The organism is Pseudomonas sp. FA117, assembly GCF_057370475.1.
The window spans coordinates 5,040,542-5,065,625 of record NZ_CM170675.1 but is presented as its reverse complement, the minus strand read 5'-3'; the positions used below and the strand labels follow the sequence as shown (position 1 = coordinate 5,065,625).

The 25,084-nt window shown below is 64.9% G+C and carries 22 protein-coding genes; 12 read left to right on the top strand and 10 right to left on the bottom strand.

Annotation, left to right across the window (positions count from 1 at the left end):
• Positions 1 to 2: 2 nt before the first annotated feature.
• Positions 3 to 641, top strand: a complete 639-nt coding sequence (locus tag AC1TXO_RS23325; protein WP_486403915.1) for a TetR/AcrR family transcriptional regulator — start codon at positions 3 to 5, stop codon at positions 639 to 641.
• 2 nt (positions 642 to 643) lie between these two features.
• On the opposite strand, the gene AC1TXO_RS23320 is transcribed toward AC1TXO_RS23325, so the two are convergent.
• The 4 genes from AC1TXO_RS23320 to AC1TXO_RS23305 form a co-directional block, all read right to left on the bottom strand.
• The gene (locus AC1TXO_RS23320; protein WP_486403914.1) at positions 644 to 4,201 is read right to left on the bottom strand and encodes a molybdopterin cofactor-binding domain-containing protein; all 3,558 of its coding nucleotides are present in this window, start codon (positions 4,199 to 4,201) and stop codon (positions 644 to 646) included.
• A gap of 15 nt (positions 4,202 to 4,216) precedes the next feature.
• Entirely contained in the window at positions 4,217 to 4,684 is a 468-nt protein-coding gene (locus tag AC1TXO_RS23315; RefSeq protein WP_486403913.1) for a (2Fe-2S)-binding protein, read from the bottom strand.
• Between the two features lie 129 nt (positions 4,685 to 4,813).
• Entirely contained in the window at positions 4,814 to 5,290 is a 477-nt protein-coding gene (locus tag AC1TXO_RS23310) for a MarR family winged helix-turn-helix transcriptional regulator (protein WP_486403912.1), read from the bottom strand.
• 67 nt (positions 5,291 to 5,357) lie between these two features.
• Entirely contained in the window at positions 5,358 to 6,410 is a 1,053-nt protein-coding gene (locus tag AC1TXO_RS23305; RefSeq protein ID WP_486403911.1) for a 2,5-dihydroxypyridine 5,6-dioxygenase, read from the bottom strand.
• A gap of 329 nt (positions 6,411 to 6,739) precedes the next feature.
• Between AC1TXO_RS23305 and nicC the strand changes: the two genes are divergently transcribed.
• The 6 genes from nicC to AC1TXO_RS23275 all read left to right on the top strand — a co-directional run bounded on the left by nicC (position 6,740) and on the right by AC1TXO_RS23275 (position 13,049).
• Positions 6,740 to 7,888: a 6-hydroxynicotinate 3-monooxygenase gene (gene nicC / locus AC1TXO_RS23300; protein ID WP_486403910.1), complete on the top strand. Its 1,149-nt coding sequence runs from the start codon at positions 6,740 to 6,742 to the stop codon at positions 7,886 to 7,888.
• Positions 7,885 to 8,691: an N-formylmaleamate deformylase gene (gene nicD, locus AC1TXO_RS23295; protein WP_486403909.1), complete on the top strand. Its 807-nt coding sequence runs from the start codon at positions 7,885 to 7,887 to the stop codon at positions 8,689 to 8,691. Before nicC ends, nicD begins: the two co-directional genes overlap by 4 nt.
• A 13-nt stretch (positions 8,692 to 8,704) precedes the next feature.
• Positions 8,705 to 9,457 (top strand): maleate cis-trans isomerase family protein, encoded by a 753-nt coding sequence (locus AC1TXO_RS23290; RefSeq protein WP_486403908.1) that lies wholly within the window; start codon positions 8,705 to 8,707, stop codon positions 9,455 to 9,457.
• Between the two features lie 14 nt (positions 9,458 to 9,471).
• On the top strand, positions 9,472 to 10,113 hold the full coding sequence (locus AC1TXO_RS23285; protein ID WP_486403907.1) for an N-carbamoylsarcosine amidohydrolase: 642 nt from the start codon (positions 9,472 to 9,474) through the stop codon (positions 10,111 to 10,113).
• Positions 10,114 to 10,320: 207 nt separating this feature from the next.
• Entirely contained in the window at positions 10,321 to 11,637 is a 1,317-nt protein-coding gene (locus AC1TXO_RS23280; protein ID WP_486403906.1) for an MFS transporter, read from the top strand.
• A gap of 131 nt (positions 11,638 to 11,768) precedes the next feature.
• Positions 11,769 to 13,049 carry an OprD family porin gene (locus AC1TXO_RS23275; protein ID WP_486406893.1) on the top strand — a complete coding sequence of 427 codons (1,281 nt, stop codon included), beginning with the start codon at positions 11,769 to 11,771 and terminating at the stop codon, positions 13,047 to 13,049.
• Between the two features lie 126 nt (positions 13,050 to 13,175).
• Here AC1TXO_RS23275 and AC1TXO_RS23270 read toward each other — a convergent pair whose 3' ends face one another.
• Positions 13,176 to 13,490 (bottom strand): putative quinol monooxygenase, encoded by a 315-nt coding sequence (locus AC1TXO_RS23270; protein WP_486403905.1) that lies wholly within the window; start codon positions 13,488 to 13,490, stop codon positions 13,176 to 13,178.
• Positions 13,491 to 13,684: 194 nt separating this feature from the next.
• Between AC1TXO_RS23270 and mdaB the strand changes: the two genes are divergently transcribed.
• From mdaB to ggt, 3 genes are all read left to right on the top strand, one after another.
• Entirely contained in the window at positions 13,685 to 14,275 is a 591-nt protein-coding gene (gene mdaB, locus AC1TXO_RS23265; protein WP_486403904.1) for an NADPH:quinone oxidoreductase MdaB, read from the top strand.
• A gap of 88 nt (positions 14,276 to 14,363) precedes the next feature.
• Positions 14,364 to 15,260 (top strand): LysR family transcriptional regulator, encoded by an 897-nt coding sequence (locus tag AC1TXO_RS23260; RefSeq protein WP_486403903.1) that lies wholly within the window; start codon positions 14,364 to 14,366, stop codon positions 15,258 to 15,260.
• A gap of 116 nt (positions 15,261 to 15,376) precedes the next feature.
• Positions 15,377 to 17,044 carry a gamma-glutamyltransferase gene (gene ggt, locus AC1TXO_RS23255; protein ID WP_486403902.1) on the top strand — a complete coding sequence of 556 codons (1,668 nt, stop codon included), beginning with the start codon at positions 15,377 to 15,379 and terminating at the stop codon, positions 17,042 to 17,044.
• Between the two features lie 135 nt (positions 17,045 to 17,179).
• On the opposite strand, the gene AC1TXO_RS23250 is transcribed toward ggt, so the two are convergent.
• The 3 genes from AC1TXO_RS23250 to ypfJ form a co-directional block, all read right to left on the bottom strand.
• Positions 17,180 to 18,790, bottom strand: a complete 1,611-nt coding sequence (locus tag AC1TXO_RS23250) for a methyl-accepting chemotaxis protein (protein ID WP_486403901.1) — start codon at positions 18,788 to 18,790, stop codon at positions 17,180 to 17,182.
• Between the two features lie 178 nt (positions 18,791 to 18,968).
• A complete protein-coding gene (locus AC1TXO_RS23245) occupies positions 18,969 to 20,888 on the bottom strand; it encodes a methyl-accepting chemotaxis protein (protein WP_486403900.1) in 1,920 nt (639 codons plus the stop codon).
• A gap of 188 nt (positions 20,889 to 21,076) precedes the next feature.
• Positions 21,077 to 21,961 (bottom strand): KPN_02809 family neutral zinc metallopeptidase, encoded by an 885-nt coding sequence (ypfJ, locus tag AC1TXO_RS23240; protein ID WP_486403899.1) that lies wholly within the window; start codon positions 21,959 to 21,961, stop codon positions 21,077 to 21,079.
• Between the two features lie 264 nt (positions 21,962 to 22,225).
• Between ypfJ and pcaH the strand changes: the two genes are divergently transcribed.
• Both pcaH and pcaG read left to right on the top strand, forming a co-directional pair.
• Positions 22,226 to 22,945 (top strand): protocatechuate 3,4-dioxygenase subunit beta, encoded by a 720-nt coding sequence (pcaH, locus tag AC1TXO_RS23235; RefSeq protein ID WP_486403898.1) that lies wholly within the window; start codon positions 22,226 to 22,228, stop codon positions 22,943 to 22,945.
• A 10-nt stretch (positions 22,946 to 22,955) separates the two neighbouring features.
• Positions 22,956 to 23,561, top strand: a complete 606-nt coding sequence (gene pcaG, locus AC1TXO_RS23230) for a protocatechuate 3,4-dioxygenase subunit alpha (RefSeq protein WP_486403897.1) — start codon at positions 22,956 to 22,958, stop codon at positions 23,559 to 23,561.
• 31 nt (positions 23,562 to 23,592) lie between these two features.
• On the opposite strand, the gene AC1TXO_RS23225 is transcribed toward pcaG, so the two are convergent.
• Positions 23,593 to 24,030, bottom strand: a complete 438-nt coding sequence (locus AC1TXO_RS23225; protein WP_486403896.1) for a cupin domain-containing protein — start codon at positions 24,028 to 24,030, stop codon at positions 23,593 to 23,595.
• A 104-nt stretch (positions 24,031 to 24,134) separates the two neighbouring features.
• Complete coding sequence (locus tag AC1TXO_RS23220) at positions 24,135 to 25,040, bottom strand: LysR family transcriptional regulator (RefSeq protein ID WP_486403895.1); 906 nt, start codon at positions 25,038 to 25,040, stop codon at positions 24,135 to 24,137.
• Positions 25,041 to 25,084 lie beyond the last annotated feature (44 nt).

Here is a 25,084-nt window from a genome sequence, read left to right as displayed (position 1 = left end):
ACATGCACACTCGCAAAACCGGTGTTCGCGCCCAGCAGGCCGACCGCACCAAGGACAACATTCTCAAGGCCGCGGTGAAGGTCTTCAGCAAGGAGGGCTTCACCGGCGGGCGCGTCGAACAGATCTCCACCCTGGCCAAGTCCAACGACCGGATGATCTATTACTACTTCGGCAACAAGGAAAAGCTGTTCATCAGCGTGCTGGAGCACATCTACGCCAGCTTCAACCAGGCCGAGTCCAGGCTACGCCTGGACCTGTCCGACCCCGAGAATGCGCTGCGCCAACTGGTCGCGTTCATCTGGGACTACTACGTACGCCATCCCGAGTTCGTCACCATCCTGGCCACCGAGAACCTCCATCAGGGCCAGCACGCGCGCAAATCCCAGAACCTGCAGGCGCTGTCCGGCGAGGCGGTCGGTGTGCTGCGGCCGGTCATCGAAGCAGGGCAGGCCAAGGGCCTGTTCCGCGATGACATCGACATCACCCACGCCTACCTGATGATTGCCTCGCTCTGCTATTTCTATAATTCCAACCGCCATACGCTCAGCTCGTTCCTCGCCGTGGACCTGGCCGACAAGCAGGCCAAGGCCGACTGGCTGGACTTCATCAGCGACCTTGCCCTGCGCGGCCTGCGCCGCTAGCCTCAGTGGCTGCCGGGGTTGGCGCGCACCTGCGCGCTCTTCGCCGCCAGCCCTTGCCAGGCCGGCTTGTCGGCGGCGAAGCGCTGGCGCAGGTAGGCGGCCAGGTCTGCCACCTGACGGTCCGAGAGGCTGTCCCGGAAGCCGGGCATATAGCCCAGGTCGCGGGTCGCAGGGGTTGGAATACCGTGCAGGATCACGCGCAGCAGGTTGTCGGGCACATCGCTGTGCACGTTGCTGTTGACCGCCATCGACGGGCTGACACCGAACAGCTTCGGGCCGAGGCCATCGCTGTGACAGGCCATGCAGGCGCCTTTGAACACCCGCTCGCCATTGCTGATGGACAGTTGCGTATCGACCTGCGCCGTAGCCTTGGTCGCGACCGCCTGCGGTTCGCCATCGAGTGAGCTGAGGTAGTGGGCGATGGCCCGCACGTCGCTTTCCGGCAAGGTTGCCAGCTCGCTGACCACCGGCCCCATGGGCCCTGCGGCGACACCGTGCCTGTCGGAGAAACCGGTGCGCAGATAGGTGAACAGCTCGCCCTCGCTCCAGGGTGTCGACGACTTGCCCAGGGCGTTGAGTGCTGGCGCCTCCCAGCCATCGACCGTGCCGCCGGCCAGGTAGCGCTTGCCGGCCTTTTCCGCGCCCATCAGGTTGCGCGGCGAGTGACAGGCGGTGCAGTGCCCGAGGCCATCGACCAGGTAGGCGCCGCGGTTCCACTGCGCGCTGCGTTGCGGGTCGGGCTGGTACTCGCCGCGCTTGAGAAACAGCGCGTTCCAGCCGGCCATCAACGGGCGCTGGTTGAACGGGAAGCGCATGTCGTTGGCGGGTGCCTCCTGGCGCACGGGTGTCTGCGACATCAGGTAGGCGTACAGCGCCTGCATGTCGCCGTCGGTGATATTGCGAAACGAGGTGTAGGGAAAGGCTGGGTACAGATGTCGGCCGTCGCGGCTGATGCCCTCGCGCATGGCGCGCTCGAACGCGGCGAACGACCAACGACCGATGCCGGTTTCTGGATCGGGTGTGATGTTGGTGCTATACAGCGTGCCGAACGGCGTTTCCATCGCCAGGCCGCCGGTATTGACCTTGCCGCCACTGACCGTGTGGCATACCGCGCAATCGCCGGCCGCCGCCACCTGGCGGCCGCGTTCGAGCATCGCCGCCGACCAGCTGCCGGCCGCCGGAGGGGGCACCGGCGCGATTTCCGCACGAAAGGGCAGGGCCGTGGCGAGCATACCCAATGCCGCACCGAACACCCCGGCAATCGAGCCGAACCACCACTTCGAGCGTTTCGATGCGGGCTGTGCCGGCGCAGACGAATCCTCCCCGTTGCCGCCAAGCGCGGCACGCACCCGTTCGGCAGTGATCGGCAACTCGCGAAAGCGTATGCCGGTGGCATCGAAGATCGCGTTGGCGATGGCCGCCGCGCTTGGCACCGAGGCCGATTCGCCGCTGCCCATCGGCGGCTCGTGCTGACGTGGCAGCATCATCACATCGATCGCCGGCAGTTCCGGGAAGGTGAGGATCGGATACCCGCCCCATTCCTTGCTGGCCACCGTCGATTCCTCGAAGTGCACCTGTTCCTTGAGCACGCGGCTGGTGGACTGGATCACGTTGCCGTGGATCTGGTGGCGCACGCCTTCGGGGTTGACCATCATGCCCGCGTCATGACCGATCACCACGCGGGTGACAGCCACCTCGCCGGTGCGTCGGTCCACCGCCACATCGGCGACCCAGGCCGCCCAGGCGGCGCCGAAGCCCGGGAACTTGCTGTGGATGTAGCGCGCATAGGCAAAGCCGCGACCGCGCAATACATCGCCTTCGGCCGGGGTCTGCATGGGTTGGGTGTGCGCCTGCCACTGGGCGCGCTCGGCGGTGGCCTTGACCAGGTCGATGGCACGCGGATCGGACAGGTGACGCAGGCGGTACTCGACCGGATCGACGCCTGCCGCGAAGGCCAGTTCGTCGATGTACGACTCGTGGGCGAAGCTGTTGGGCATCGCCGACACGCCGCGCATCCACGAGGCACGTACCAGCGGCGTCATGTCGTTGATGGTGACGCGCATGTGCTCGTAGTCGTACGGCGGAATCGAGGTGCGGTCGCCCATTTCGAAAAGCGCTGGCACCGGTTCCACGGCACCGGTCAGCAGCAGGGCGAGAGTGGGAGCGCCATTGGAGGGGTAGCTGGTCTGGAAGTCGTAGGCGGCGACCGTGCCGTCGGCGTTCAGGCCGCCGTCGATCTCCATCAGTTGCGCGGTGCCCTTGGGCTCCCAGACGTGTTCCTGTTCGCGGGTCAGTTGCACCCGCACCGGGCGCCCGACCGCCCGCGACAGCAGCAGCGCATCGGCGCACACGTCGTCGGCGCAGTTGCGGCCATAGCAGCCGGCCGCTTCCATGCGGATGATCTCGATGCGCTCCTCGGGGCACTCCACCAGCCAGGCCAGGTCGGCGCGCAGCAGGTGCGGATTCTGGGTGCCGGACCAGACGCGGATCTGGCCCTCGGTGAAGTCGGCCAGGGCGCAGGACGGACCGATCGAGGCGTGCAACTGGTAGGGCCACAGGTAGCTGCGGCTCAGGCGCTGGCTGGCATTGGCGATGCCCTCGTCGACCTTGCCCTGGTCCAGCACTTTGCGCTGCACCCTGGGGTTGTCGCGGATGGCCTGGGCGACGTCGCTGAGGTCGGGCAGCTTGCCGGTGAATGGTTTCCAGCTCAGCTTGAGGTCTTGGGCGGCACGGATCGCCTGTTCCTCACGCTGGGCCACCACGCCGACGAAGTCGCGGATCACCACCACGGCGACCACGCCGGGCACATGGGCGATGGAGCTTTCATCCACCGCCAGCAGGCTGTTGCCGACGAAGTCGCCGCTGTCGTGGCCGGCATAGGGCGGGCGGATCACCCGGCCGTGGAGCATGTCCGGCAGGCGCATGTCGTGCACGTAGGTCAACTCGCCGGTGGCCTTGCCGGGGATGTCTACCCGCGCGGCATTGCGTCCGACCAGGCGGTAGTCGTCGACGGCCTTGAGCGGGGCGTCGTCGGCGATGCGCAGCTGCTGGTTGTGCCCGCGCACCAGGTCGGCGAAGGGCAGGCGACGGCCGTTTTCGGCGATCACCGCGCCTTCCTCGATCCGCAGCGCATCGGCCGTGCAGCCCAGGTCAAGGGCGGCCTGCTGCAGCAGGAAGCGTCGCGCCGTGGCCGCAGCCTTGCGCAGCGGCACTGCGGAGATCTGCAGGGTGGCGCTGGCGATGGTCGCGCCCTGGTTCGGCGCGCGCTCGGTGTCGCCGAGCACCATGTGCACCTGGTCCATGCGCAGGTCGAGTTCCTCGGCGACGATCTGCGCCAGCGAGGTGCGGATGCCGGTACCCAGGTCGACGTGACCATTGAAGGCGTAGACCAGGCCGTCGCCGCTGACGGCGATGAACAGTGCCAGTTCACGTTCCTTGATCACCGGTGTCACGCCCTTGGCGACCGGCCCCGAGGGCGGGGTGATCTCGTCGACGATCAGCAGCACGTCGGGGCTTGCCAGCAACTGCTCGCGGGAAGGCACCTGTTGCGAGTGATTCATGTTGTTCTCCGGATCTCAGGCCTGGCGGCCGGCAGCGCGGCGTACCGCGCGCAGGATTTCGACGTGGGTGCCGCAGCGGCAGAGGTTGCCGGACAGTTCGTTGCGGATCTGTTCGTCGGTGGGATTGGGGATGCGGTCGAGCAGGGCCTTGGCGGTCATGATCATGCCGTTCATGCAGTAGCCGCACTGGGCTGCCTGTTCGTCGATGAACGCCTGCTGCACCGGGTGCGGGGCGATCTTGTTGCCCAGGCCTTCGAGGGTGACGACTTCGCGGCTTTCGGCACCGGCCAGGGGAATTACGCAGGAGCGCGCGGCCACGCCATCGATGATCACCGTGCAGGCGCCGCACTCGCCCAGGCCGCAGCCGTACTTGGGGCCGTTCAGGCACAGGTCGTTGCGCAGTACCAATAACAAGGGGGTGTCGGGTTCGGCGGCGACCGTGACGGTCTGACCGTTTATCCGCAGGGCGATGTCTTCTGGCATGGCTCGCTCATCTCTGGGGCGCTACCAAAGAACACAAATGGTGCGCTTTTTCGGTAAGTACTCACTACATGAAAGGGTGAGCAAGAAGCAGGCCAGAGAGGCAATGGCAGGTGTAGGGATGGCTTGGAGCTAGCCAGCCACTTCGTCGCTGTCGATCATCTTGCGCAACAGGAACAGGATCGCCACGCGCTCCCCGGCATTGAGGCTGCCCATGCTCAGTTCGCTGATCTGCCGCGCGCACGGGATCATCGCATCGAGCAGCGCCGCGCCGCTTTCGGTGAGTTCGACGATGACCTTGCGCCGGTCGCCCGGGTCTGGCGACAGCTGCACCAATTCGCGCGCCTTGAGGCGCTCGACGATGCCGCGGATGGTCGCCTGGTCCACCGCGGTGGCCTTGATCAGCTCGGCCTGGGAGCTGGGGCCGTGGTCGCGCAGGGCGCACAGGGTGACGAACTGGATCGAGGTGAGCTGTGGATCGCACGCCTGCTGCTGGAAGATCGCCGTATGCCGCTGGTACGCCTTGCGCAGCAGGTGGCCGATCTGTTCGGTGACGTCATACGGCGTGGTGTCGAGCGGGGGGGCTACGGGGGTGGTTTTCTTCGACATGTGATGGCTTGGGCTGTGTGGTTGGCTGGCCGGCCCCCGAAAGCGGAGCGCCGGGCCAGTATAACCGCTATCGCGCCTTGGACTCCTCGGGCGCGACCACATCGCCGGCCAGCACCACGGCCTTGTCGTCCAGGTAGATATCGCAGTTGCGCAGCGGGATGTCCAGGTGGCACGGGGTCTTGCGCTTGCCGCCGACCTCGGTGTTGGGGCCGGTCGAGAACAGGAAGTTGCCGTAGAAGGCGCGGGCGTCCATGCACATGCCGTCGTTGCGGTCGTGCAGGCCCATGGCGGTCCACTGCGCGCGGGGTTGTAGGCCCCAGCCGATGTGGGAGATGCCGTACACCTCGGGGTCGTTGAAGTACTTCATGTAGTCACGCAGGTACTCGGCTTCGAAACCGCCGTGGATCGCGGTGATGAAGCCTTTCTCGATCTCCAGGGTGATGCGCTCGCGGCAGTAGTTCTTGAACGGCAGGATGATGTCGCCGACATCCAGCACCAGCGTGCCTTCGGCGCTGTCTTCGTTCGGCCAGGTGAACAGGAAGCCACTGGGCCAGTGGTCCCAGCGCCCCGGCTCGTCGGCGTAGCCGTATTCGGTGACGGCCGGGTACTGGCCGAGCGGGGCGTGGAAGTCGCTGCCTGCCTTGGAGCGCACGTGCATGCTGCGCGCCTGCTTGAGCAGGGTCTCGGCGGCCAGTACGCGACGTTTGTCGTCTTCGGTCGGCAGCATGCGCGCCAGTACTTCCGGGGGTTCGACCGCCAGCAGGATGCGTGTGCCGGTCTTGAGGATCTGCTCCTGCTCGGGGGAGTGCAGCAGCATCATGGTGTCGACGATCAGGTCGGCCGCCTCCAGCGCTCGCTGGGCGGCGATATTGCCGGTCAGCGCGGTATCGCCGCAGTAGGCGGTCATGTCGTTGCCCATGGCGGTAGGGTGGTTGAACGATGGCAACTCCACCGCATAGACCTTGGCCTTCAGGCGCTGCGCGGCCTCCATCGCGGCGTTGACCGTGCGCGGATCGGAGTAGTGGCTCTTGAGCACGGCGACGCTCTGGGTTTCGTCTACCCGGGACAGTTTCAGCACGTGTTCGAACATCTGGGTCAGCTCTGCATTGCTCACCGGCATGGGAGTTCTCCTGGTCAGGACTCAAGGGTCGAGCGACTGCACCACGGCGGTGCCGGGCGCGTCATCTCGGTGCAAAACAATAGTGTGTACGCCATATTTACTCAGATGAAAGCGCATCCTGTCGATAAGCGCAAGCGGTGCGATAAAACGTTACCTATTCACACATATTCCAATGTTTGCGGTAACAGTAGCCGGTTTGTCGCCATTGGTCCGGGTCCGATAAAATATTTTGCGTTGCCCCTTCCAATTAAAAAAATACAGCGTATACACTCTAAATCGTCGAGCGGCCGAACCGCTGGCAACACATCAGAACAAGAGGAGACATACCCATGCGGGGTAGGCAGAAAATCGCAATCGTCGGTGCGGGTCTGGGTGGGGCGGCCGCCGCCACCTTGCTGCAGCAGGCCGGCTTCGACGTCGAGGTGTTCGAGCAGGCGCCGGAGTTCACTCGCCTCGGTGCGGGCATCCACATCGGCCCCAACGTGATGAAGATCTTCCGTCGCATGGGCCTCGAGCAGAAACTCGAGCTGATGGGCTCGCACCCGGACTTCTGGTTCAGCCGCGACGGCCAGAGCGGTGACTACCTCTCGCGCATCCCGCTCGGCGAATTCGCCCGCCGCGAATACGGCGCCTCGTACATCACCATTCATCGTGGCGACCTGCATGCGCTGCAGATCGAGGCGATCAAGCCGGGCACCGTGCATTTCGGCAAGCGCCTGGAAAAGATCGTCGACGAGGGTGACCAGGTGCGCCTGGACTTCGCCGACGGCACCCATACCGTGGCCGATATCGTCATCGGTGCCGACGGCATCCACTCGAAGATCCGCGAGGAACTGCTGGGCGTCGAGGCGCCGATCTACAGCGGTTGGGTCGCCCACCGCGCGTTGATCCGCGGCGACAAGCTCAAGCAGCACGCCGACGTGTTCGAGGACTGCGTGAAGTGGTGGACCGATGATCGTCACATGATGGTCTACTACACCACCGGCAAGCGCGACGAGTACTACTTCGTCACCGGCGTGCCGCACGAGGCCTGGGACTTCCAGGGCGCGTTCGTCGACAGCAGCCAGGAAGAGATGCGCGCCGCCTTCGAGGGCTATCACCCGACGGTGCACAAGCTGATCGACGCCACCGAGTCCATCACCAAGTGGCCGCTGCGCAACCGCAACCCGTTGCCGCTGTGGAGCCGTGGGCGCCTGGTACTGCTGGGCGATGCCTGCCATCCGATGAAACCGCACATGGCGCAAGGCGCGTGCATGGCCATCGAGGATGCCGCCATGCTGACCCGCTGCCTGCAGGAGACCGGGCTGTCGGACCATCGCACCGCCTTCGCCCTCTACGAAGCCAATCGCAAGGCGCGTGCCTCGCGGGTGCAGGCCGTGTCCAACGCCAACACCTTCCTCTACACCCAGGAAGATCCGGCCTGGGTCTACGGCTATGACCTGTACGGCCAGGCACTGAAAAGCGGGGAGGCGGCATGAGCCGCTTCGTCGCAGGCGGCAATGTCAGCGCCAACGGCATTCGCCAGCACTACCTGCGCTACGGCGGCAAGGGGCCGGCGCTGATCCTGGTGCCGGGCATCACCAGCCCGGCGATTACCTGGGGGTTCGTTGCCGAGCGTCTCGGCCAGCACTTCGACACCTATGTCCTGGACGTTCGCGGTCGCGGGCTGTCCTCCAGCGGCCCGGGCCTGGACTACGGCACCGACGCGTGCGCTGCGGACATCCCGGCCTTCGCCGCGGCGCTGGGGCTAGGCAGCTATCACCTGGTCGGCCATTCGATGGGTGCGCGTTTCGCCATCCGCGCTGCCGCCCAGGGCGCTCCGGGCCTGCAGCGCCTGGTGCTGATCGATCCGCCGGTTTCCGGCCCGGGGCGTCGCGAGTATCCCAGCAAGTTGCCGTGGTACGTCGACTCGATCCGCCAGGCCACGATCGGCATGAGTGGTGAAGACATGCGTGCCTTCTGCGCCACCTGGAGCGACGAGCAACTGGCCCTGCGTGCCGAATGGCTGCACACCTGCCACGAGCTGGCGATCGTGCGGGCCTTCAACGATTTCCACGATGTGGATATCCATCAGGACCTGCCCGCCGTGCGCCAGCCGGCGCTGTTGATGGTGGCCGGGCGTGGCGGTGTGATCCAGGCACAGGATATCGCCGAGATCCGCGAGCTCAAGCCGGATATCCAGGTGGTTCAGGTCGAAAACGCCGGCCACATGATTCCCTGGGATGATCTCGAAGGCTTCTTTGCCGCCTTCGGCGACTTCCTTGACCATTCGCTCGTCTGAAGGAGCACCCGACATGACCAAGCTGTACCGCATCGGCCAGATCGTGCCGAGTTCGAACACCACCATGGAAACCGAGATCCCGGCGATGCTCACCGCGCGCCAGGCCATCCGTCCCGAGCGCTTCACCTTCCATTCCAGCCGTATGCGCATGAAGCAGGTGAAGAAGGAAGAACTGGCAGCGATGGATGCCGAGTCCGACCGCTGCGCGCTGGAGTTGTCCGACGCCAGGGTCGATGTGCTGGGCTACGCCTGCCTGGTGGCGATCATGGCCATGGGGCTGGGCTATCACCGTCAGTCGGAGAAGCGCCTGCAGAAAGCCACCGCCGACAACGACGCGCTGGCGCCGGTGATCACCAGTGCAGGGGCCTTGGTCGAGGCGCTGCATGTGATGAAGGCCAAGCGCATCGCCATCGTCGCGCCGTACATGAAGCCGCTGACCGAGCTGGTGGTGAACTACATCCGCGAAGAAGGCTTCGAGGTCCAGGACTGGCGTGCGCTGGAGATTCCCGACAACCTCGCCGTGGCCCGCCACGATCCGGCCAACCTGCCGGGTATCGTCGCCGGCATGAACCTCGAAGGGGTGGACGTGATCGTGCTGTCGGCCTGCGTGCAGATGCAGTCGCTGCCCGCCGTGGCCAAGGTCGAGGCGCAGACCGGCAAGCCGGTGGTCACTGCGGCCATCGCCACCACCTACGCCATGCTCAAGGCGCTGGACCTCGAACCTGTGGTTCCCGGTGCCGGTGCCCTGCTGTCGGGCGCCTACTGAAAGGGGAGACGGACATGAGCGACGCACAGAGTGCCCATGACAACTACCAGGGCGTGTGGGGGCAGCGTATCGGCTTCGGCCGCAAGGCGGCCCTGCTGATGATCGACTTCATGCAGGGCTACACCACCCCGGGTGCGCCGCTCTACGCCCCCGGCGTGGTATCGGCCGTCGAGCAGGCTGCCGGCCTGCTGGCGCTGGCGCGGGACTGCGGTACTCTGGTGGTCCACACCAATATCCGCTACCAGCCCCCGCACTTCGCCGATGGTGGCGTGTGGGTGCGCAAGGCGCCGGTGATGAAGGACATGGTCGAGGGCAATCCGCTGGCTGCGTTCTGCGAGGCAGTGACACCGCTTGAGCATGAAGTGGTGCTCAGCAAGCAGTATGCGAGTGCCTTCTTCGGCACCAGCCTTGCACCGATGCTGCATGCACAAGGGGTCGACACCGTGGTGCTGGCCGGCTGCTCTACCAGCGGCTGTATCCGCGCCAGTGCGGTGGATGCACTGCAACACGGATTCCGGACCATCGTGGTGCGTGAGTGCGTTGGTGACCGCCACAGCGATCCGCATGAGGCCAACCTGTTCGACATCGACAGCAAGTACGGCGATGTCGTCAGCCGGCAGCACGCCATCGAGCAACTCCAGCGCCTGGCTGGCTGACAGCCGGGCGTCTTGTGCCCATAACAATCGAGGAGCAGTGCGGGAAGCCTGCTCCATGACCGTCCGCTGTCCGGACGGTCACCCCGCAGGAGCGCTCGGGGTCTTGTGACGTTGCCTGGTACGCTGCGTATAGTGCGTGGCGCGCCTGGAGCGTCGAAAACTGCTGGCCTAAAAACAACCACAAAGTCGCCCGCCAGGAGACAGGAAATGCCAATTGCGAACGCAACCACGGTCCAGGCCGAAACCGACCATGGCACAACACAAGCGCTCTACCGCAAGATCACATGGAGGCTCATTCCCTTCCTGTGCTTCTGCTACCTCGCGGCCTACCTGGACCGCATCAACGTCGGCTTCGCCAAGCTGCAGATGCTCGAAGACCTGCAGTTCAGCACCGCAGCCTACGGCCTGGGCGCCGGGCTGTTCTTCGTCGGCTACATCATCTTCGAGGTGCCGAGCAACCTGATCCTGGAGCGCGTCGGCGCCAAGCTCTGGATCGCGCGGATCATGATCACCTGGGGCCTGCTCTCGGCCTGCACCATGTTCGTCTCCACCACCACCCAGTTCTACATCCTGCGCTTCCTCCTCGGCGCCGCCGAAGCCGGCTTCCTCCCTGGTGTGCTGTACTACCTGACCATGTGGTACCCGACCTACCGGCGCGGGCGCATCATTGCGCTGTTCATGATCGGCCTGCCGCTGTCGAGCGTGATCGGCGGACCGATTTCCGGCTGGATCATGGGGCATTTCGACCAGGTCCACGGCCTGCATGGCTGGCAGTGGCTGTTCCTGCTCGAGGCGATCCCCAGCGTGCTGCTCGGCATCCTGACCTTCTGGGCGCTGCCGAACAATTTCCGCCAGGCCAAGTGGCTGTCGGACGATGACAAGGCGCAGCTGGCCAGCGACCTGGCGGCGGACGATGCCGAAGGCAAGGGCAGCAAGCACAGCTTCCGCGACGGCTTCTTCAACCTGAAGGTGTGGATGCTCGGCGGCATCGACTTCTCGATCCTGCTCAGTGCCTACGCCATGGGCTTCTGGATGCCGACGTTCATCCGCGATGCAGGCGTCAGCGACACCTTCCACATCGGTCTGCTCACCGCGATTCCGAGCCTGGCCGCGCTGCTCGGCATGCTGATGATCGGCGCCAGCTCCGACCGCCACCGCGAGCGGCGCTGGCACATCATCGTACCGTTCATCATCGGCGCCATCGCCATGGCCAGCAGCACCTTGTTCAGCCACAACCTGGTGATGACCGTGCTGCTGTTCGCCGTCGCTTCGGCGGCGATCATCGGGGCGGTGCCGGTATTCTTCAGCCTCCCGGCGACCTTCCTCAAGGGCACGGCCGCAGCCACCGGCTTCGCCCTGGCCTGCTCGCTGGCCAACATCGCCGGCCTGGTGAGCAACTCGCTGATGGGCATCGTCACCGATCTCACCGGCACCTCCCATGCGGCGCTCTGGGTGTTCGCCGGCTGCCTGATCCTCAGCTGCTTCCTGGTGATCGCGCTCCCCGCGAAGCTGGTCAACCGCTAGCGGTCGAGCACAGCTGGCGGGTGCCACCCGCCCGATCCCTTTCCTGCGCAATCCGCACGTCGGCGGCCTCCGGGCCGTCGCGGCGGATCGCTGTTGCCCGAATCCAGGAGCCGCTCATCATGCAAGCCCAGATGCCCCAGCGTTTCTCGTCGGTTAGCCGACTGGCCGGCGGTTGTGTCGCCGCTGCCTTCTGCCTCGATGCACCTGCCGAAGAAAGCGGTTTCATCGAAGGCGCCCGCGCCACCCTGCAGGCGCGCAATTACTTCTTCAGCCGCGATTATGCGGATATCAAGGGAGGCAGCAGCCAGTCCCGTACCCAGGAATGGGCGCAGGGCTTCATCCTCAATGCCAGCTCCGGCTACACCCAGGGCACGGTGGGTGTCGGCCTCGATGTCACCGGGTTGCTCGGCTTCAAGCTCGACAGCAGCCCGGAGCATTCGAAGTCGGGGCTGTTGCCGAGCCTTGCCAGTGGCAGGTCGGCGGACGAATACAGCCGCCTGGGCGCGGCGATCAAGTTCAAGGTGTCGCAGACCGAGCTGAAAGTCGGCGAGCTGATGCCCAACCTGCCGGTGCTGTTGTTCAGCGACCTGCGCCTGCTGCCGCCGACCTACCAGGGGGCGATGCTCGAATCCCGCGAGATTGCCGGGTTGACCTTGAACGCCGGCCAGTTCCGCTCCACCAGCCTGCGCGATTCTTCCAACAGCCAGAAGATGTACGCGTTGGTCAATGACCCGATCAACCCGTCACGCCTGGCGCGCTTCACCAGCGACCGCTTCAACTATGTCGGCGCCGACTATGCCTTCAACGATAACCGCACCAGTGTCGGGGTGTGGCAGGCGCAACTGGAGGACATCTACCAGCAGCGCTTCTACAGCTTCAAGCACGCAGAACCTGTGGGCGACTGGACGCTGGGGGTCAATGCCGGGTACTTCGATGCCCGCGAGGACGGTCGCAAGATCGCCGGTGACTACGACAACCACGCGCTGTTCAGCCTGTTTTCGGCCAGGACCGGTGGGCACACCTTCTACCTTGGCTACCAGCAGATCGGCGGCGAGGACGGTTTCATCCAGGTCGGTGCCAACACCAACCCGATGGGCAACACGCTGCCGACCTACGAGTTCTCGGCGCCAGGCGAGCGTTCGTGGCAGGTGCGCCATGACTACAACTTCGTGGCCCTGGGCATCCCCGGGCTGACCTCGACCCTGCGCTACGTCAAAGGTCGGGACGTCGACACCGGACTGGGTTTCGAGGGGCGTGATCGCGAGCGCGACCTGGACTTGGCGTATGTGGTGCAGAGCGGGCCGCTGGCCGGGCTCGGGGTGCGCATCCGCAATGTCATGGCGCGTTCGAACTACCGCACCGACATCGATGAGAACCGGTTGATCCTCAGTTACACGGTCAAGCTGTTCTGAGCCAGGCGCCACCTTCTTCGCGGGCAAGCCCGCGAAGAGACCAACTCGATCTTCAAGCCCGAGCTGCACCACCAGCTTCACCGCATGCTCCGGCAGCCCGGCAAAGTGCGCTCGGTGCAGGACCGCTCATCGAGTGGCGGAGGAGGGGCTGAGCATCTCGATCAGCTGGATATCGAAGTCGCGCTCCAGGTAATCCATGCGCGCTTCGAAGAACGCCGCCATGTGTGGCAGCGCCGAGTGCACGTCGAGTGCGGCCTTGTCGGCCCAGACTTCGAAGAACACGAACAGGCTCGGGTCCTGCTTGTCGCGCAGCATGTGGTATTCGATGCAGCCAGGCTCCTGGCGGCTCGGTTCGACATAGGCGCGGAACAGGGCTTCAAAGGCTTCGGCCTTCTCGGGGCGGGTCTTGGCTTTGAGGATGAACGCGTATTGCTCGGTCATGGCGGGAGGCCTCTAGGAATAGGAGTGAAGCTATCCTACTGCAACAATCAGCCTTGGATTGATGACTTGAAGGCAAATGTATTTTGCCCGCGAACCGCTTTTTCCAGCGGCCGCGACTGCCTAATCTGCCGCCATCACTTTTGACTGGCCGGCAGGCAAGCGCCTCGGCCCGTCCCATCTCACGAGGCTTTCCCATGAAAAAGATTCTCCTGCTCAACGGCGGCAAACAGTTCGCCCACTCCGACGGCCGCCTGAACCTGACCCTGCACGAGACCGCCCTGGCCCATCTGGACCGCGCCGGTTTCGAGGTGCAGCAGACCTTCATCGACGGTGGCTACGATATCCAGGAAGAAGTGCAGAAATTCCTCTGGGCCGACGTGGTGGTCTACCAGATGCCCGGCTGGTGGATGGGCGCGCCCTGGACCGTGAAGAAGTACATCGACGAAGTCTTCACCGAGGGCCATGGCAGCCTGTACGCCAGCGACGGCCGCACCCGTTCCGATGCTTCGCAGAAGTACGGCAGCGGTGGCCTGATCCAGGGCAAGCAGTACATGCTTTCGCTGACCTGGAACGCCCCGCAGCAGGCCTTCGACGACCCGAGCGACTTCTTCGAGGGCAAGGGTGTGGACGCGGTGTACTTCCCCTTCCACAAGGCCAACCAGTTCCTTGGCATGAGCGGCCTGCCGACCTTCCTGGCAGTGGACGTGATGAAGCGCCCGGACGTGCCGGCGGCAGTGGCCGCTTATGAAGCGCACCTGAGCAAGGTGTTCGGCAAGGCCGAGTGAGGACGCGGGCGCTGCAGGAACGCGGCCCTTGCGCGGTCATCGATCAGCAGCTATCAATCAGCACTACCCCAAGCCCAAGGCCCCTTGCGTGAAAACCCGATCCGAAGAACTCCAGGTATTCGTTGCCGTCATCGATTGCGGTTCGATCTCCGCCGCCGCCGAGCAGATGGGCCAGACCCCGTCGGCGGTGAGCCGGACCCTGTCGCGCCTGGAAGGCAAGCTGGGCACCACGCTGGTCAACCGCACCACCCGGCGCATGGACCTGACCGAAGAGGGGCGTTTCTTCCTCGAGCGTTCGCGGCTGATCCTCGAGCAGATGGACGACATGGAAGAGCGGCTGTCGATGCACCGCCAGACCCCGTCGGGGCGTCTGCGCATCAATGCCGCCGCACCCTTCATGCTGCACGCGATCCTGCCCTGGATCGGCGAGTTTCGACTGCAGTACCCCGGCATCGAGCTCGAACTCAATACCGACGACCTGATCATCGACCTGCTGGAGCAGAGCACCGACGTGGCCATCCGCATCGGCGAACTGGCCGATTCCAGCCTGCATGCCCGTGCCCTGGGTTGCAGCCCGGTGCAGGTGCTCGCCAGCCCGCAGTACCTGGAAAAGCACGGCACGCCGCAGTCGGTCGAGCAACTCAGCCAGCACTGCCTGCTCGGGTTCAGTGCACCGGAGAGCCTCAACCAGTGGCCGTTGCGCCATGCCCAGGGCGATCGCTGGCAGATCCGTCCGGCGATCCTCGCGTCCAGCGGCGAGACCCTGCGCCAACTGGCGCTGGCCGGCGAAGGCATCGTCAGCCTGTCGCATTTCATGACCCACGAAGACATCCGTGCCGGCCGCCTGCAGGTGCTGCTGGCCGATGCCAACAACGGCTACCGCCAGCCGATCCATGCGGTCTACTACCGCAACACCCAGCTGGCGCTGCGCATCCAGTGCTTCCTCGACTTCATCCAGCGCAAGCTGTCGATGTACGCCTGCTGACTTGCCTGAACGCGACAGATTTGCCCAAAGACGCCCCCTTCCCCCGTGTTGTTTGCTTAGTCGCAACGCTTGAGCCTTAAATGAGTGCTCGACAAAAACAACACCAAGGAAGTGTCATGCGTATCGTCATGTTCCAGTCCCTGGCCCTCGGGGCCGCGATCCTGAGCTGTTCCTCCGCCTACGCCGTGACGCTCGAGGGTGGCGCGGTGGCCGCACCCGATCAATATGGCGCACAGGTTGCCGCCGATATTCTCAAGAAGGGCGGAAACGCGGTGGATGCTGCGGTTGCCACCGCCTTCACCCTGGCCGTCACCTATCCGGAAGCGGGCAACATCGGCGGCGGCGGCTTCATGACCCTGTTCGTCGACGGCAAGCCCTACTTCCTCGACTACCGTGAGGTCGCGCCCAAGGCCGCCACGCGCAACATGTACCTGAACGACAAGGGCGAGGTGATCGAGAACCTCAGCCTGGTCGGCGTACGCGCCGCTGGCGTACCGGGTACGGTGATGGGGCTGTGGGAGGCGCATCAGAAGTTCGGCAAGCTGAAGTGGAGCGAGCTGCTGACGCCGGCCATCGGCTATGCGCAGAACGGCTTCAAGATTGCCCAGAAGCAGTACCAGTACCGCGACGATGCCCAAGGTCTGTTCAAGACCGCCACCAATTTCAACGACTACTTCGGCAACATGAAGGTCGGCGAGCTGTTCAAGCAGCCCGAGCTGGCCCAGACCCTGGAGCGCATCGCCGACAAGGGCGTCAGCGAGTTCTACCAGGGCAAGACCGCGGATCTGCTGGTGGCACAGATGCAGGCCGACAAGGGCCTGATCACCAAGGAAGACCTCAAGGACTACAAGGCCGTATGGCGCGACCCGATCGCCATCGACTGGCGCGGCAACGTGGTCTACACCGCGCCGCCGCCCAGCTCGGGCGGTGTGGCCCTGGCCCAGCTGCTGGGTATCAAGGAAGACCGCGCAGCCGACTTCAAGGGTGTCGAGCACAACTCGGCCAAGTACATTCACTTGCTGGCCGAGATCGAGAAGCGCGTGTTCGCCGACCGCGCCGATTACCTGGGTGATCCGGCCTTCACCAAGGTGCCGGTCAAGGAGCTGGTGGCCAAGGACTACCTGGCCAAGCGCGCCGCGCAGGTCAACCCCAACGCAATCTCCGACACCGACAAGGTCAAGCCGGGCCTGGAGCCGCACCAGACCACGCACTTCTCCATCGTCGACAAGCAGGGTAACGCGGTGAGCAACACCTACACCCTCAACCTCGACTACGGCAGCGGTGTGGTGGTCAAGGGCGCAGGCTTCCTGCTCAACGACGAGATGGACGACTTCAGCGCCAAGCCGGGTGCGGCCAACGTCTTTGGTGTGGTCGGCGGCGATGCCAATGCCATCGAACCGGGCAAGCGCATGCTGTCTTCGATGAGCCCGAGCCTGATCACGCGCGACGGCAAGCTGACCCTGGTGGTCGGCACCCCGGGCGGTTCGCGGATCTTCACCTCGATCTTCCAGGTGATGAACAACCTGTACGACTACGGCATGCCGCTGGAAAAAGCCGTGGCCGCGCAACGTGTGCACCACCAGTTGCTGCCCAAGGACACCATTTATTTCGACAGCTATGCGCCGCTGAAAGGGCAGGTGGCGGACGACCTGAAGAAAATGGGCTACGTGCTCGAAGACCAAGGCTGGGAGATGGGTGACATCCAGGCGATCCGCGTGACCGGCGACAAGCTCGAGACCGCATCCGATCCACGTGGGCGTGGAGTAGGGATGATCGTCAAGTAATACCGGTCACCGCCATTGCCGGGTAGACCACAGGTTCCTCACCGAGCTCAAGGGCAGTGAGGAATCCTGTGGTTGCGGCGCTTCGGCACGTCGATTGCCCCGCGAATGCCGATGCCAGCCCCGAGCCGCCTGGCTTCAGACGCGGAAGTGACTGACCATCGTCTGCAACTGCCCGCCCAACCGCGCCAGTTCCACGCTGGACGCCGCCGTCTCTTCACTGGCCGCCGCCGTCTGTTGCGAAACATCACGCACATTCACGATGCTGCGCCCGATCTCGTCGGCCACGGCACTCTGCTGCTCGGCTGCCGCGGCAATCTGCTGGTTCATCGCCTGGATCCCTGACACGGTCCGGGTGATGCTGGCCAGCGAAGCACCGGCCTTGCGCGCCAGTTCCACGCTGCTGTCGGTCAGCCCGCTGCTGCCCTGCATCGCGCTGGCCACCCGCTGGGTACCGCCCTGCAGGCTGGCGACCAGTTCCTCGATCTCTTCGGTGGACTTCTGCGTGCGCTGGGCCAGGCCGCGCACCTCGTCGGCGACCACCGCGAAGCCACGCCCGGCCTCACCGGCGCGGGCGGCCTCGATGGCGGCATTGAGCGCCAGCAGGTTGGTCTGCTGGGCGACCGACTTGATCACGTCCATGACGCTGCCGATCTTCTGGCTCTCCTGCTGCAACAGGTGCATCGCCTCGGTCGAGTGCTGGACCTCGGCAGCCAGGCGCTCGATCTGGCCGATGGCCTCGTTCACCACCTTGTCGCCTGCACGGGCTTGAGCGTCGGCCTGGGTCGCGGCCTGCGAAGCCTGCTCGGCATTGCGCGCGACCTCCTGCACGGTCGCCGTCATCTCGTGCATGGCGGTGGCCACCTGGTCGGTCTCGAGCTTCTGATGATTGACCCCGGCGCTGGTCTGCTCGGTGACTGCCGACAGCTCCTCGGCCGCGCTGGCGATCTGTGTGACCCCGTCGCGGATGCCGCCGATCAGCCCGCGCAGCGTGCCAGCCATGCCGACGATGCCTTGCTGCAGCATGCCCAGCTCGTCTCGCCGGCTGACCTGCAGGCGTTCGCTCAGGTCGCCCTCGGCGATCTTCTTCACCGCTTCCAGCGTTTGCTGCAACGGACGGGTGATCTGGCGGGTGATGAGCATCGCGGCCAGCAGGCCGAACAGCAGTGCCAGCAGGGCCACGCCCAGTTGCAGGTTGCGGGCCTGGGCGGCGTCGCTGTCGCGACCGCCAAGCTCGATCTTGTACAGCTCGTCGCTGCGCTGGGTGATCTGCGCCTGTTCCTCGATCATCTCCTGGCGCGCGCTGGCGATTGCCGCCCGCGCATCGCGCACCGGCTGCTGGGCATCGGGCTGGGTGGCGAGGGTGCGGTAGCCCTGGCGCATCTTGTCCAGCGAAGCGCGGTACTGATCGATGTAGGTGGCTTGCTCGCGCAGCAGTTGCAGGCTCTGCGGGTGCTCGAAACTGGCCAGCAGTTCCTGTTTGTACTGGTTGAAGGTGTCGAGCCGCGCCAGCACGGTGGTCGCGGCGCTTTCGTCGCCGTCGGCGAGCATGTATTGCAGGCGCGCCACGCGCAGGTTGTTCAGGTGGGTGTTGAACTGGGTGATCTGGGCCATCGAGTTGCTGCGGGCAACGAGGTTTTCGAGGCTGTTCCAGCCGGTCAGGGCCAGGGCGGTGGTGAGTAGAAGGACCAGGCCGAAGCCCAGCATCAGTTTGAGTTTGACGCTGATATTGGCAAACCAGTTGCTCATGGAGGTTCCCCGGGAAAGCGCCTGCTCGCGGAATTCGCGTCATTCGGCAGCTGTTTTTGTGATGGGCCCTCCATTGCCGCAGAAGAGATATCGGCAATGTCTGCGGGAGCTGAAACGCCGTTCAGCAGATTTCCGGGGAGAGGATCGGGGCCGCGACGCGGCCCCGGAAGGGTCGTGGTCAGACGCGGAAATGGCTGACCAGGGTTTGCAGTTGTCCACCCAGGCGGGCCAGTTCGACGCTGGAGGCTGCAGTTTCGTCGCTCGCCGCCGCGGTCTGCTCGGACACGTCCCGCACGTTGAGGATGCTGCGGCTGATCTCTTCGGCCACGGCGCTCTGCTGCTCGGCCGCAGCGGCGATCTGCTGGTTCATCGACTGGATGCCGGACACAGTACTGGTGATGTTCTCCAGCGAGACGCCGGCCTTGCGCGCCAGCTCCACGCTGCTGTCGGTCAGGGTGCGGCTGCCGAGCATGGCGCTGGCCACCTGCTGGGTGCCGTTCTGCAGGCTGGCGACCAGTTCCTCGATCTCTTCGGTGGATTTCTGCGTGCGCTGGGCCAGGCCGCGCACCTCGTCGGCGACCACCGCGAAACCGCGCCCGGCCTCACCGGCACGCGCCGCTTCGATGGCCGCGTTGAGCGCCAGCAGGTTGGTCTGTTCGGCCACCGACTTGATCACGTCCATGACGCTGCCGATCTTCTGGCTTTCCTGTTGCAGCAGGTTCATCGCTTCGGTCGAACGGTGCACCTCGGCGGCCAGGCGCTCGATCTGGCTGATCGCCTCGCCCACCACCTTGTCGCCGGCGCGCGCTTCGTCGTCAGCGTTGGTGGCGGCGTGCGAGGCCTGCTCGGCGTTGCGCGCGACCTCCTGCACGGTGGCGGCCATCTCGTGCATGGCGGTGGCCACCTGGTCGGTTTCGACTTTCTGGCTGTTGGCCCCGGCGCTGGTCTGCTCGGTCACCGCCGACAGTTCTTCGGCGGCGCTGGCGATCTGGGTGACACCATCGCGGATGCCGCTGATCAGGTCGCGCAGGGTCGTGCCCATGCGCGCGATGCCTTGCTGCAGCACGCCCAGTTCGTCGCGACGGGTCACCTGCAGGTTCTGCGTCAGGTCGCCGCTGGCGATGCGCTCCACCACCTGCAGGGTCTCGCGCAGCGGGCGGGTGATCTGGCGGGTGATGATCAGGGCGGCCAGCACACCGAAGACCAGCGCCAGCAGGGTGGCGCCGATCTGCAGGCTGCGCGCCTGGGCGCTCTCGACGTCGCGGCGTTCGAGCTGGATCTTGTACAACTCGTCGCTGAGCTTGACGATGTCGGTGCCCTGCACGGTCATTTCCTGACGGGCCACGGCAATCTGCGCGGTCGAGTCGCGCAGTTGGCGGATCGAGTCGCCATAGGCGCGCACGGCGCCTTCGAACTGCTGGATGTTGCCTGCGTCGCTGGTCAACGCGCCCTTGAGACCGTCGATCTCGCCCAGGGTCAGATCCAGCTGGCGCAGCACGGCCTGTTCGGCACTGTCGCTGGGCGCCGCAACGTAGCTGCGCACGTCCAGGCGCAGTTGGGTGAGCTGCTGGCGCGCCTTGCTGATCACCAGGTACTGCTGCAGGCGAGCGGCATCGCTTTCATCGCGGGCCAGCACATCCTTGCTGATCGTCTCGATCATCTGGATGGCCTTGGCTGCGTTCTGGTCGAGGGTCGCACGGGCGCTGAGGGTGACCTTGTAGCCCGCCCGCATCTTGTCGAGCGAGACGCGGTAATCGGCAATGATCTTGCCCAGCTCGCGCAGCAGCTTGAGGTTCTCGGGGCTCTTGAAGGTGTTTTCCAGGTGCTGCTGCTGGGCGCTGAAGGTTTCCAGCTTGGCCAGGGTGTTGGCCGCCGCGGCGTCGTCGCCGTTGGCGATCATGTATTGCAGGCGCGCCACCCGCAGGTTGGTCAGGTCGATGTTCAGCCGGGTGATGTCGCTCATCCAGTTGCTGCGGTTGATGAGGCTGCCCAGGCTGGTCCAGCTGGCCAGGGCCAGCAGGCCGGTCAATACCAGGACCAGGCCGAAGCCCAGCCCGAGCTTGAGGTTTACGCTCTTGTCGGCAAACCATCTGTTCATGCACGCTCTCCAGAAAAAGTGTCTCGCAAAATCTCACGTCGCTGGGCGTTGTTCTTGTAGGGGCCAGCTGATGGGTCCATGGGGTTATCGGCCGAATCGGCTGTCGCTGAAACGTTTTTCAGCAGAAAAATGACCCATTGGTCGTATTGCGTTCCGGAAAGGCTCTGCAACGCCCGTTTCGACGGGCGTTACAGGTTGCGTGCGCTGAAGGTGTCGCAGCGGTTCAGGTCGCCGCTGGAGAAGCCGGTCTTGAACCAGCGCACGCGCTGGGCCGAGGTGCCGTGGGTGAACGAGTCGGGCACCACGCGGCCCTGGCCCTGCTGCTGGAGGCGGTCGTCACCGATGGCATTGGCCGCGTTCAACGCCTCTTCGACATCGCCGGGCTCCAGCCAGTTGAGGCGCTTCTGCGCCTGGTACGCCCAGACGCCCGCCAGGCAGTCGGCCTGCAGTTCCTGGCGCACCAGCAAACCGTTGTCGCCTTCCAGGCGCTGGCCGCTGCGGCGTGCGGCATCGACCTTGGCCGACACCCCGAGCAGGGTCTGCACGTGATGGCCGATCTCGTGGGCGATCACGTAGGCCTGGGCGAAGTCGCCGGCGGCGGCGAAGCGGGTTTCCATCTCGCGGAAGAACGACATGTCCAGGTACACCCGCTGATCGCCGGGGCAGTAGAAGGGGCCGACCGCCGAGGAGGCGAAGCCGCAGGCCGAGTTGACCTGGCCGCTGAACAGCACCAGCTTCGGATCGCGGTACTGCTTGCCGGCCTGGGCGAACAGGGCTTTCCAGGTGTCTTCGGTGTCGCCGAGGATCGAGGCAACGAACTCGGCCTGCTCGTCGTTGGCCGGCGGCGCCTTGCCACCGGCGCCGCTGGGGGCGGTCTGTTGCTGCTCCATCTGGCCGGCGAGCTGGCCGAGGATCTGCAACGGGTCCTGGCCGGTGAGCCAGCCGATGCCGACGATCAGCAGCACGGCGCCAAGGCCCAGGCCCTTGCCGCCACCAAAGCGCATTCCGCCGCCGCCACCTTCGCCGCGGGCATCGACCACGTTGTCGCTGCGTCGGCCTTTTCGCCAGTCCATAGAAGTTCTCCGCTGTGAGGGGTAGTGCTGGGCTGTGGGAATGCACGATGGCTTTCGCAGGTAGCCCGTTCCTGTGCCAGGCACCGCAGTCCATGCAGGATAGTCCAGCGCTTGAGAGAGGGTGATGTGGCGAAAAGTTGCATAACCATATGGTTATGTGTGGGCGTGGTGTTTTCAGTATCCAGCGTGCGCGAGCTGCCGGAAACTGCAAGTCCGCCTGCCACGCACAGGCGACTCGAACAATTCCAAGAGAGGAAAACGGCCATGCCCGCCCAGGACACCAGCCGCTTCGTGATCCGTGATCGCAACTGGCATCCCAAAGCCTTCACGCCTGACTACAAGACATCCATCGCCCGCTCACCTCGCCAGGCGCTGGTGAGCATCCCGCAGTCGGTCAGCGAAAGCACCGGCCCGGACTTTTCCCACCTGCGCTTCGGTGAACACGACCATGACCTGCTGCTGAACTTCAACAACGGTGGGCTGCCGATCGGCGAACGCATCATCGTTGCCGGCCGCGTGCTCGACCAGTACGGCAAACCGGTCGCCAACACCTTGGTGGAGATGTGGCAGGCCAATGCCGGTGGTCGCTACCGGCACAAGAACGACCGCTACCTGGCCCCGCTCGATCCGAACTTCGGTGGCGTCGGCCGCTGCCTCACCGACCGTGACGGCTACTACAGCTTCCGCACCATCAAGCCTGGGCCCTATCCGTGGCGCAACGGCCCCAACGACTGGCGTCCGGCGCATATCCACTTCTCGGTCAGCGGCCCGTCGATCGCCACCAGGCTGATCACCCAACTGTACTTCGAGGGCGACCCATTGATTCCGATGTGTCCGATCGTCAAGTCGATCGCCAACCCCGAGGCGGTCCAGCGCCTGATCGCACGGCTGGACATGAACCACGCCAACCCGATGGACTGCCTGGCCTACCGCTTCGACATCGTGCTGCGCGGGCAGCGCCAGACCCACTTCGAAAACCGCTGAGGAGCCCGTCATGCCTATCGAACTGCTGCCGGAAACCCCCTCGCAGACCGCCGGCCCCTACGTGCACATCGGCCTGGCCCTGGAGGCTGCCGGCAATCCGACCCGCGCCCACGAGATCTGGAACCGCCTGGCCAGCCCACAGGCTGAGGGCGAGCACATACTGCTGATCGGCCAGGTGTACGACGGCAATGGCCATCTGGTGCGCGACTCGTTTCTCGAGGTGTGGCAGGCCGACGCCAATGGCCTGTACCAGGACGAGTTCAACCTGGAAAACGCCTTCAACAGCTTCGGCCGGACGGCTACGACCTTCGACGCCGGCGAATGGACCCTGCACACGGTGAAGCCGGGTGTGGTGAACAACGCCGCCGGGGTTCCGATGGCGCCGCACATCAACATCAGCCTGTTCGCCCGGGGGATCAACATTCACCTGCACACCCGGTTGTACTTCGACGACGAGGCCGAGGCCAACGGCAAGTGCCCGGTGCTCAACCTGATCGAGCAACCGCAGCGACGCGAGACGCTGATTGCCAAGCGCTGCGAGGTGGACGGGAAGACGGCGTATCGCTTCGATATCCGCATTCAAGGGGAAGGGGAGACGGTGTTCTTCGACTTCTGAGCAGCAGGGGCCGCAACGCGGCCCCAGCGTGTCAGCCTTTGACCGGCTTCAGGTCGAAAGCATCGGCCTGGTACTGAAACAGCAGGCAGTCGGCGGCCGCCGTACAGCCGCTTTCGTGCACCAGGTCGGCGGGCAGCTTGTAGTAGGCGCCGGCAGGATACTCGACACGCTTGCCGTCGATCACCGCATAGAATGTGCCCTCGAGCACAACGGTCGGCAGGGTCTGAGAGTGCTGGTGCAGGCCGTTGTCGACACCCTTCCTGAATTTCACGTAGGCCGAGTATGCCCCCTTGCCGAAGATGTCGCCTTCGACGTTGGCATAGCTGACTGCGCCTTGGGTATTGGGCACGTCCTGCCATTTGAGTACGGCGCTGTCGGGTACGGAGACAGCGTTGGTTTCGGTGGCTTGTGCGGTGAGGGCGAGGCTGCCGAGGGTGAGGCCGGCAATCAGGCAATGCAGGGTTTTCATGGGAGGCTCCTTCGCCAGTCGATGTGAGTGGGCGAAGGTTATCCCGTTATCTTTCGCACAAATACGTCATGAAATAGCCATGAGATGTGCGCTTATTGCACCAATCAAGCTGCCCAGCGCGCGGTCGCGTAGTAAGTCTGCACATAGTCGAGCAGTGCGCGGACCTTCGGTGCCAGGTAGCGACTGTGCGGATACACGGCGTACAGGTTGCGGCCAGGCAGCTGCCAATCGGCAAGTACCGGTAGCAGTCGCCCGTCGAGCAAGGCGTCATGCACGATGAAACGGTCGAAACTGGCAATCCCCAACCCGCCGATGGCCGCGGCGCGCAAGGCCATCGGCGAGTTGGCGCTCAGGCGTCGGGGCATCAGCACCTCCTGGATTTGGCCTTGGGTGTCGCTGAGCAGCAGGCGCTGAGGGTGGGTCAGGCGGCTGTAGCCCAGCAGCGGGTGCTGCTTCAGCATCTCCGGCGTGGTGGGTGTGCCATGGCGTTCGAGATAGCCAGGCGACGCCACCAGCAGGACCGGGCTGGGTGCGAGCAGGCGCGCGACCAGGCTTGAATCGGGCAGGTGGTCGGTGATTCGCAGGCAGATATCCACGTCTTCCTCGATCAGGTCGACGAAGCGATCGGTGCAACCGAGTTCGATCTGCAGGCGCTCGTGCCGCGCGGCGAAGTCCGGCAGCCAACGACTGAGCTCCAGTTCGCCAAAGGCGGTGGCGACGCTCAGGCGCAAGGTGCCGGTGGGCTGTTGCTGGTGTTCGGACAACTCCAGGTTCATCGCCTGCATCTGTTCGAGAATCAGCACGCAGTGGCGGTAGAACAGCAGGCCTGCCTCGGTCGGTTGCAGGCTGCGGGTGGTGCGGTTGAGCAACTGGGTACCGAGCGTGCGTTCGAGGTTCTTCACCTGGCGCGACAGCACGGTGTGGGACACGCCCGCCTGGCTGGCGGCGGCGCTGAAACTGCCGAGGTCGACGACCCGGCGGAAGGTCTGCATGGCGCTCAACTGGTCCATCGGCACATCGCTCCTTGTGTGCGTGCGGCGGGGCCGTGGCGACC

What these genes read in the sequence shown, in the direction of transcription:
- AC1TXO_RS23285 (WP_486403907.1), top strand. Translation starts at nt 9,472, where the DNA reads ATGAGCGACGCACAGAGTGCCCATGACAACTACCAGGGCGTGTGGGGG.
- AC1TXO_RS23310 (WP_486403912.1), bottom strand. Translation starts at nt 5,290, where the DNA reads ATGTCGAAGAAAACCACCCCCGTAGCCCCCCCGCTCGACACCACGCCG.
- AC1TXO_RS23290 (WP_486403908.1), top strand. Translation starts at nt 8,705, where the DNA reads ATGACCAAGCTGTACCGCATCGGCCAGATCGTGCCGAGTTCGAACACC.
- AC1TXO_RS23245 (WP_486403900.1), bottom strand. Translation starts at nt 20,888, where the DNA reads ATGAACAGATGGTTTGCCGACAAGAGCGTAAACCTCAAGCTCGGGCTG.
- AC1TXO_RS23320 (WP_486403914.1), bottom strand. Translation starts at nt 4,201, where the DNA reads ATGAATCACTCGCAACAGGTGCCTTCCCGCGAGCAGTTGCTGGCAAGC.
- AC1TXO_RS23305 (WP_486403911.1), bottom strand. Translation starts at nt 6,410, where the DNA reads ATGCCGGTGAGCAATGCAGAGCTGACCCAGATGTTCGAACACGTGCTG.
- AC1TXO_RS23250 (WP_486403901.1), bottom strand. Translation starts at nt 18,790, where the DNA reads ATGAGCAACTGGTTTGCCAATATCAGCGTCAAACTCAAACTGATGCTG.
- pcaH (WP_486403898.1), top strand. Translation starts at nt 22,226, where the DNA reads ATGCCCGCCCAGGACACCAGCCGCTTCGTGATCCGTGATCGCAACTGG.
- AC1TXO_RS23225 (WP_486403896.1), bottom strand. Translation starts at nt 24,030, where the DNA reads ATGAAAACCCTGCATTGCCTGATTGCCGGCCTCACCCTCGGCAGCCTC.
- nicC (WP_486403910.1), top strand. Translation starts at nt 6,740, where the DNA reads ATGCGGGGTAGGCAGAAAATCGCAATCGTCGGTGCGGGTCTGGGTGGG.
- ggt (WP_486403902.1), top strand. Translation starts at nt 15,377, where the DNA reads ATGCGTATCGTCATGTTCCAGTCCCTGGCCCTCGGGGCCGCGATCCTG.
- AC1TXO_RS23280 (WP_486403906.1), top strand. Translation starts at nt 10,321, where the DNA reads ATGCCAATTGCGAACGCAACCACGGTCCAGGCCGAAACCGACCATGGC.
- nicD (WP_486403909.1), top strand. Translation starts at nt 7,885, where the DNA reads ATGAGCCGCTTCGTCGCAGGCGGCAATGTCAGCGCCAACGGCATTCGC.
- AC1TXO_RS23275 (WP_486406893.1), top strand. Translation starts at nt 11,769, where the DNA reads ATGCCCCAGCGTTTCTCGTCGGTTAGCCGACTGGCCGGCGGTTGTGTC.
- mdaB (WP_486403904.1), top strand. Translation starts at nt 13,685, where the DNA reads ATGAAAAAGATTCTCCTGCTCAACGGCGGCAAACAGTTCGCCCACTCC.
- pcaG (WP_486403897.1), top strand. Translation starts at nt 22,956, where the DNA reads ATGCCTATCGAACTGCTGCCGGAAACCCCCTCGCAGACCGCCGGCCCC.
- ypfJ (WP_486403899.1), bottom strand. Translation starts at nt 21,961, where the DNA reads ATGGACTGGCGAAAAGGCCGACGCAGCGACAACGTGGTCGATGCCCGC.
- AC1TXO_RS23325 (WP_486403915.1), top strand. Translation starts at nt 3, where the DNA reads ATGCACACTCGCAAAACCGGTGTTCGCGCCCAGCAGGCCGACCGCACC.
- AC1TXO_RS23270 (WP_486403905.1), bottom strand. Translation starts at nt 13,490, where the DNA reads ATGACCGAGCAATACGCGTTCATCCTCAAAGCCAAGACCCGCCCCGAG.
- AC1TXO_RS23220 (WP_486403895.1), bottom strand. Translation starts at nt 25,040, where the DNA reads ATGGACCAGTTGAGCGCCATGCAGACCTTCCGCCGGGTCGTCGACCTC.
- AC1TXO_RS23315 (WP_486403913.1), bottom strand. Translation starts at nt 4,684, where the DNA reads ATGCCAGAAGACATCGCCCTGCGGATAAACGGTCAGACCGTCACGGTC.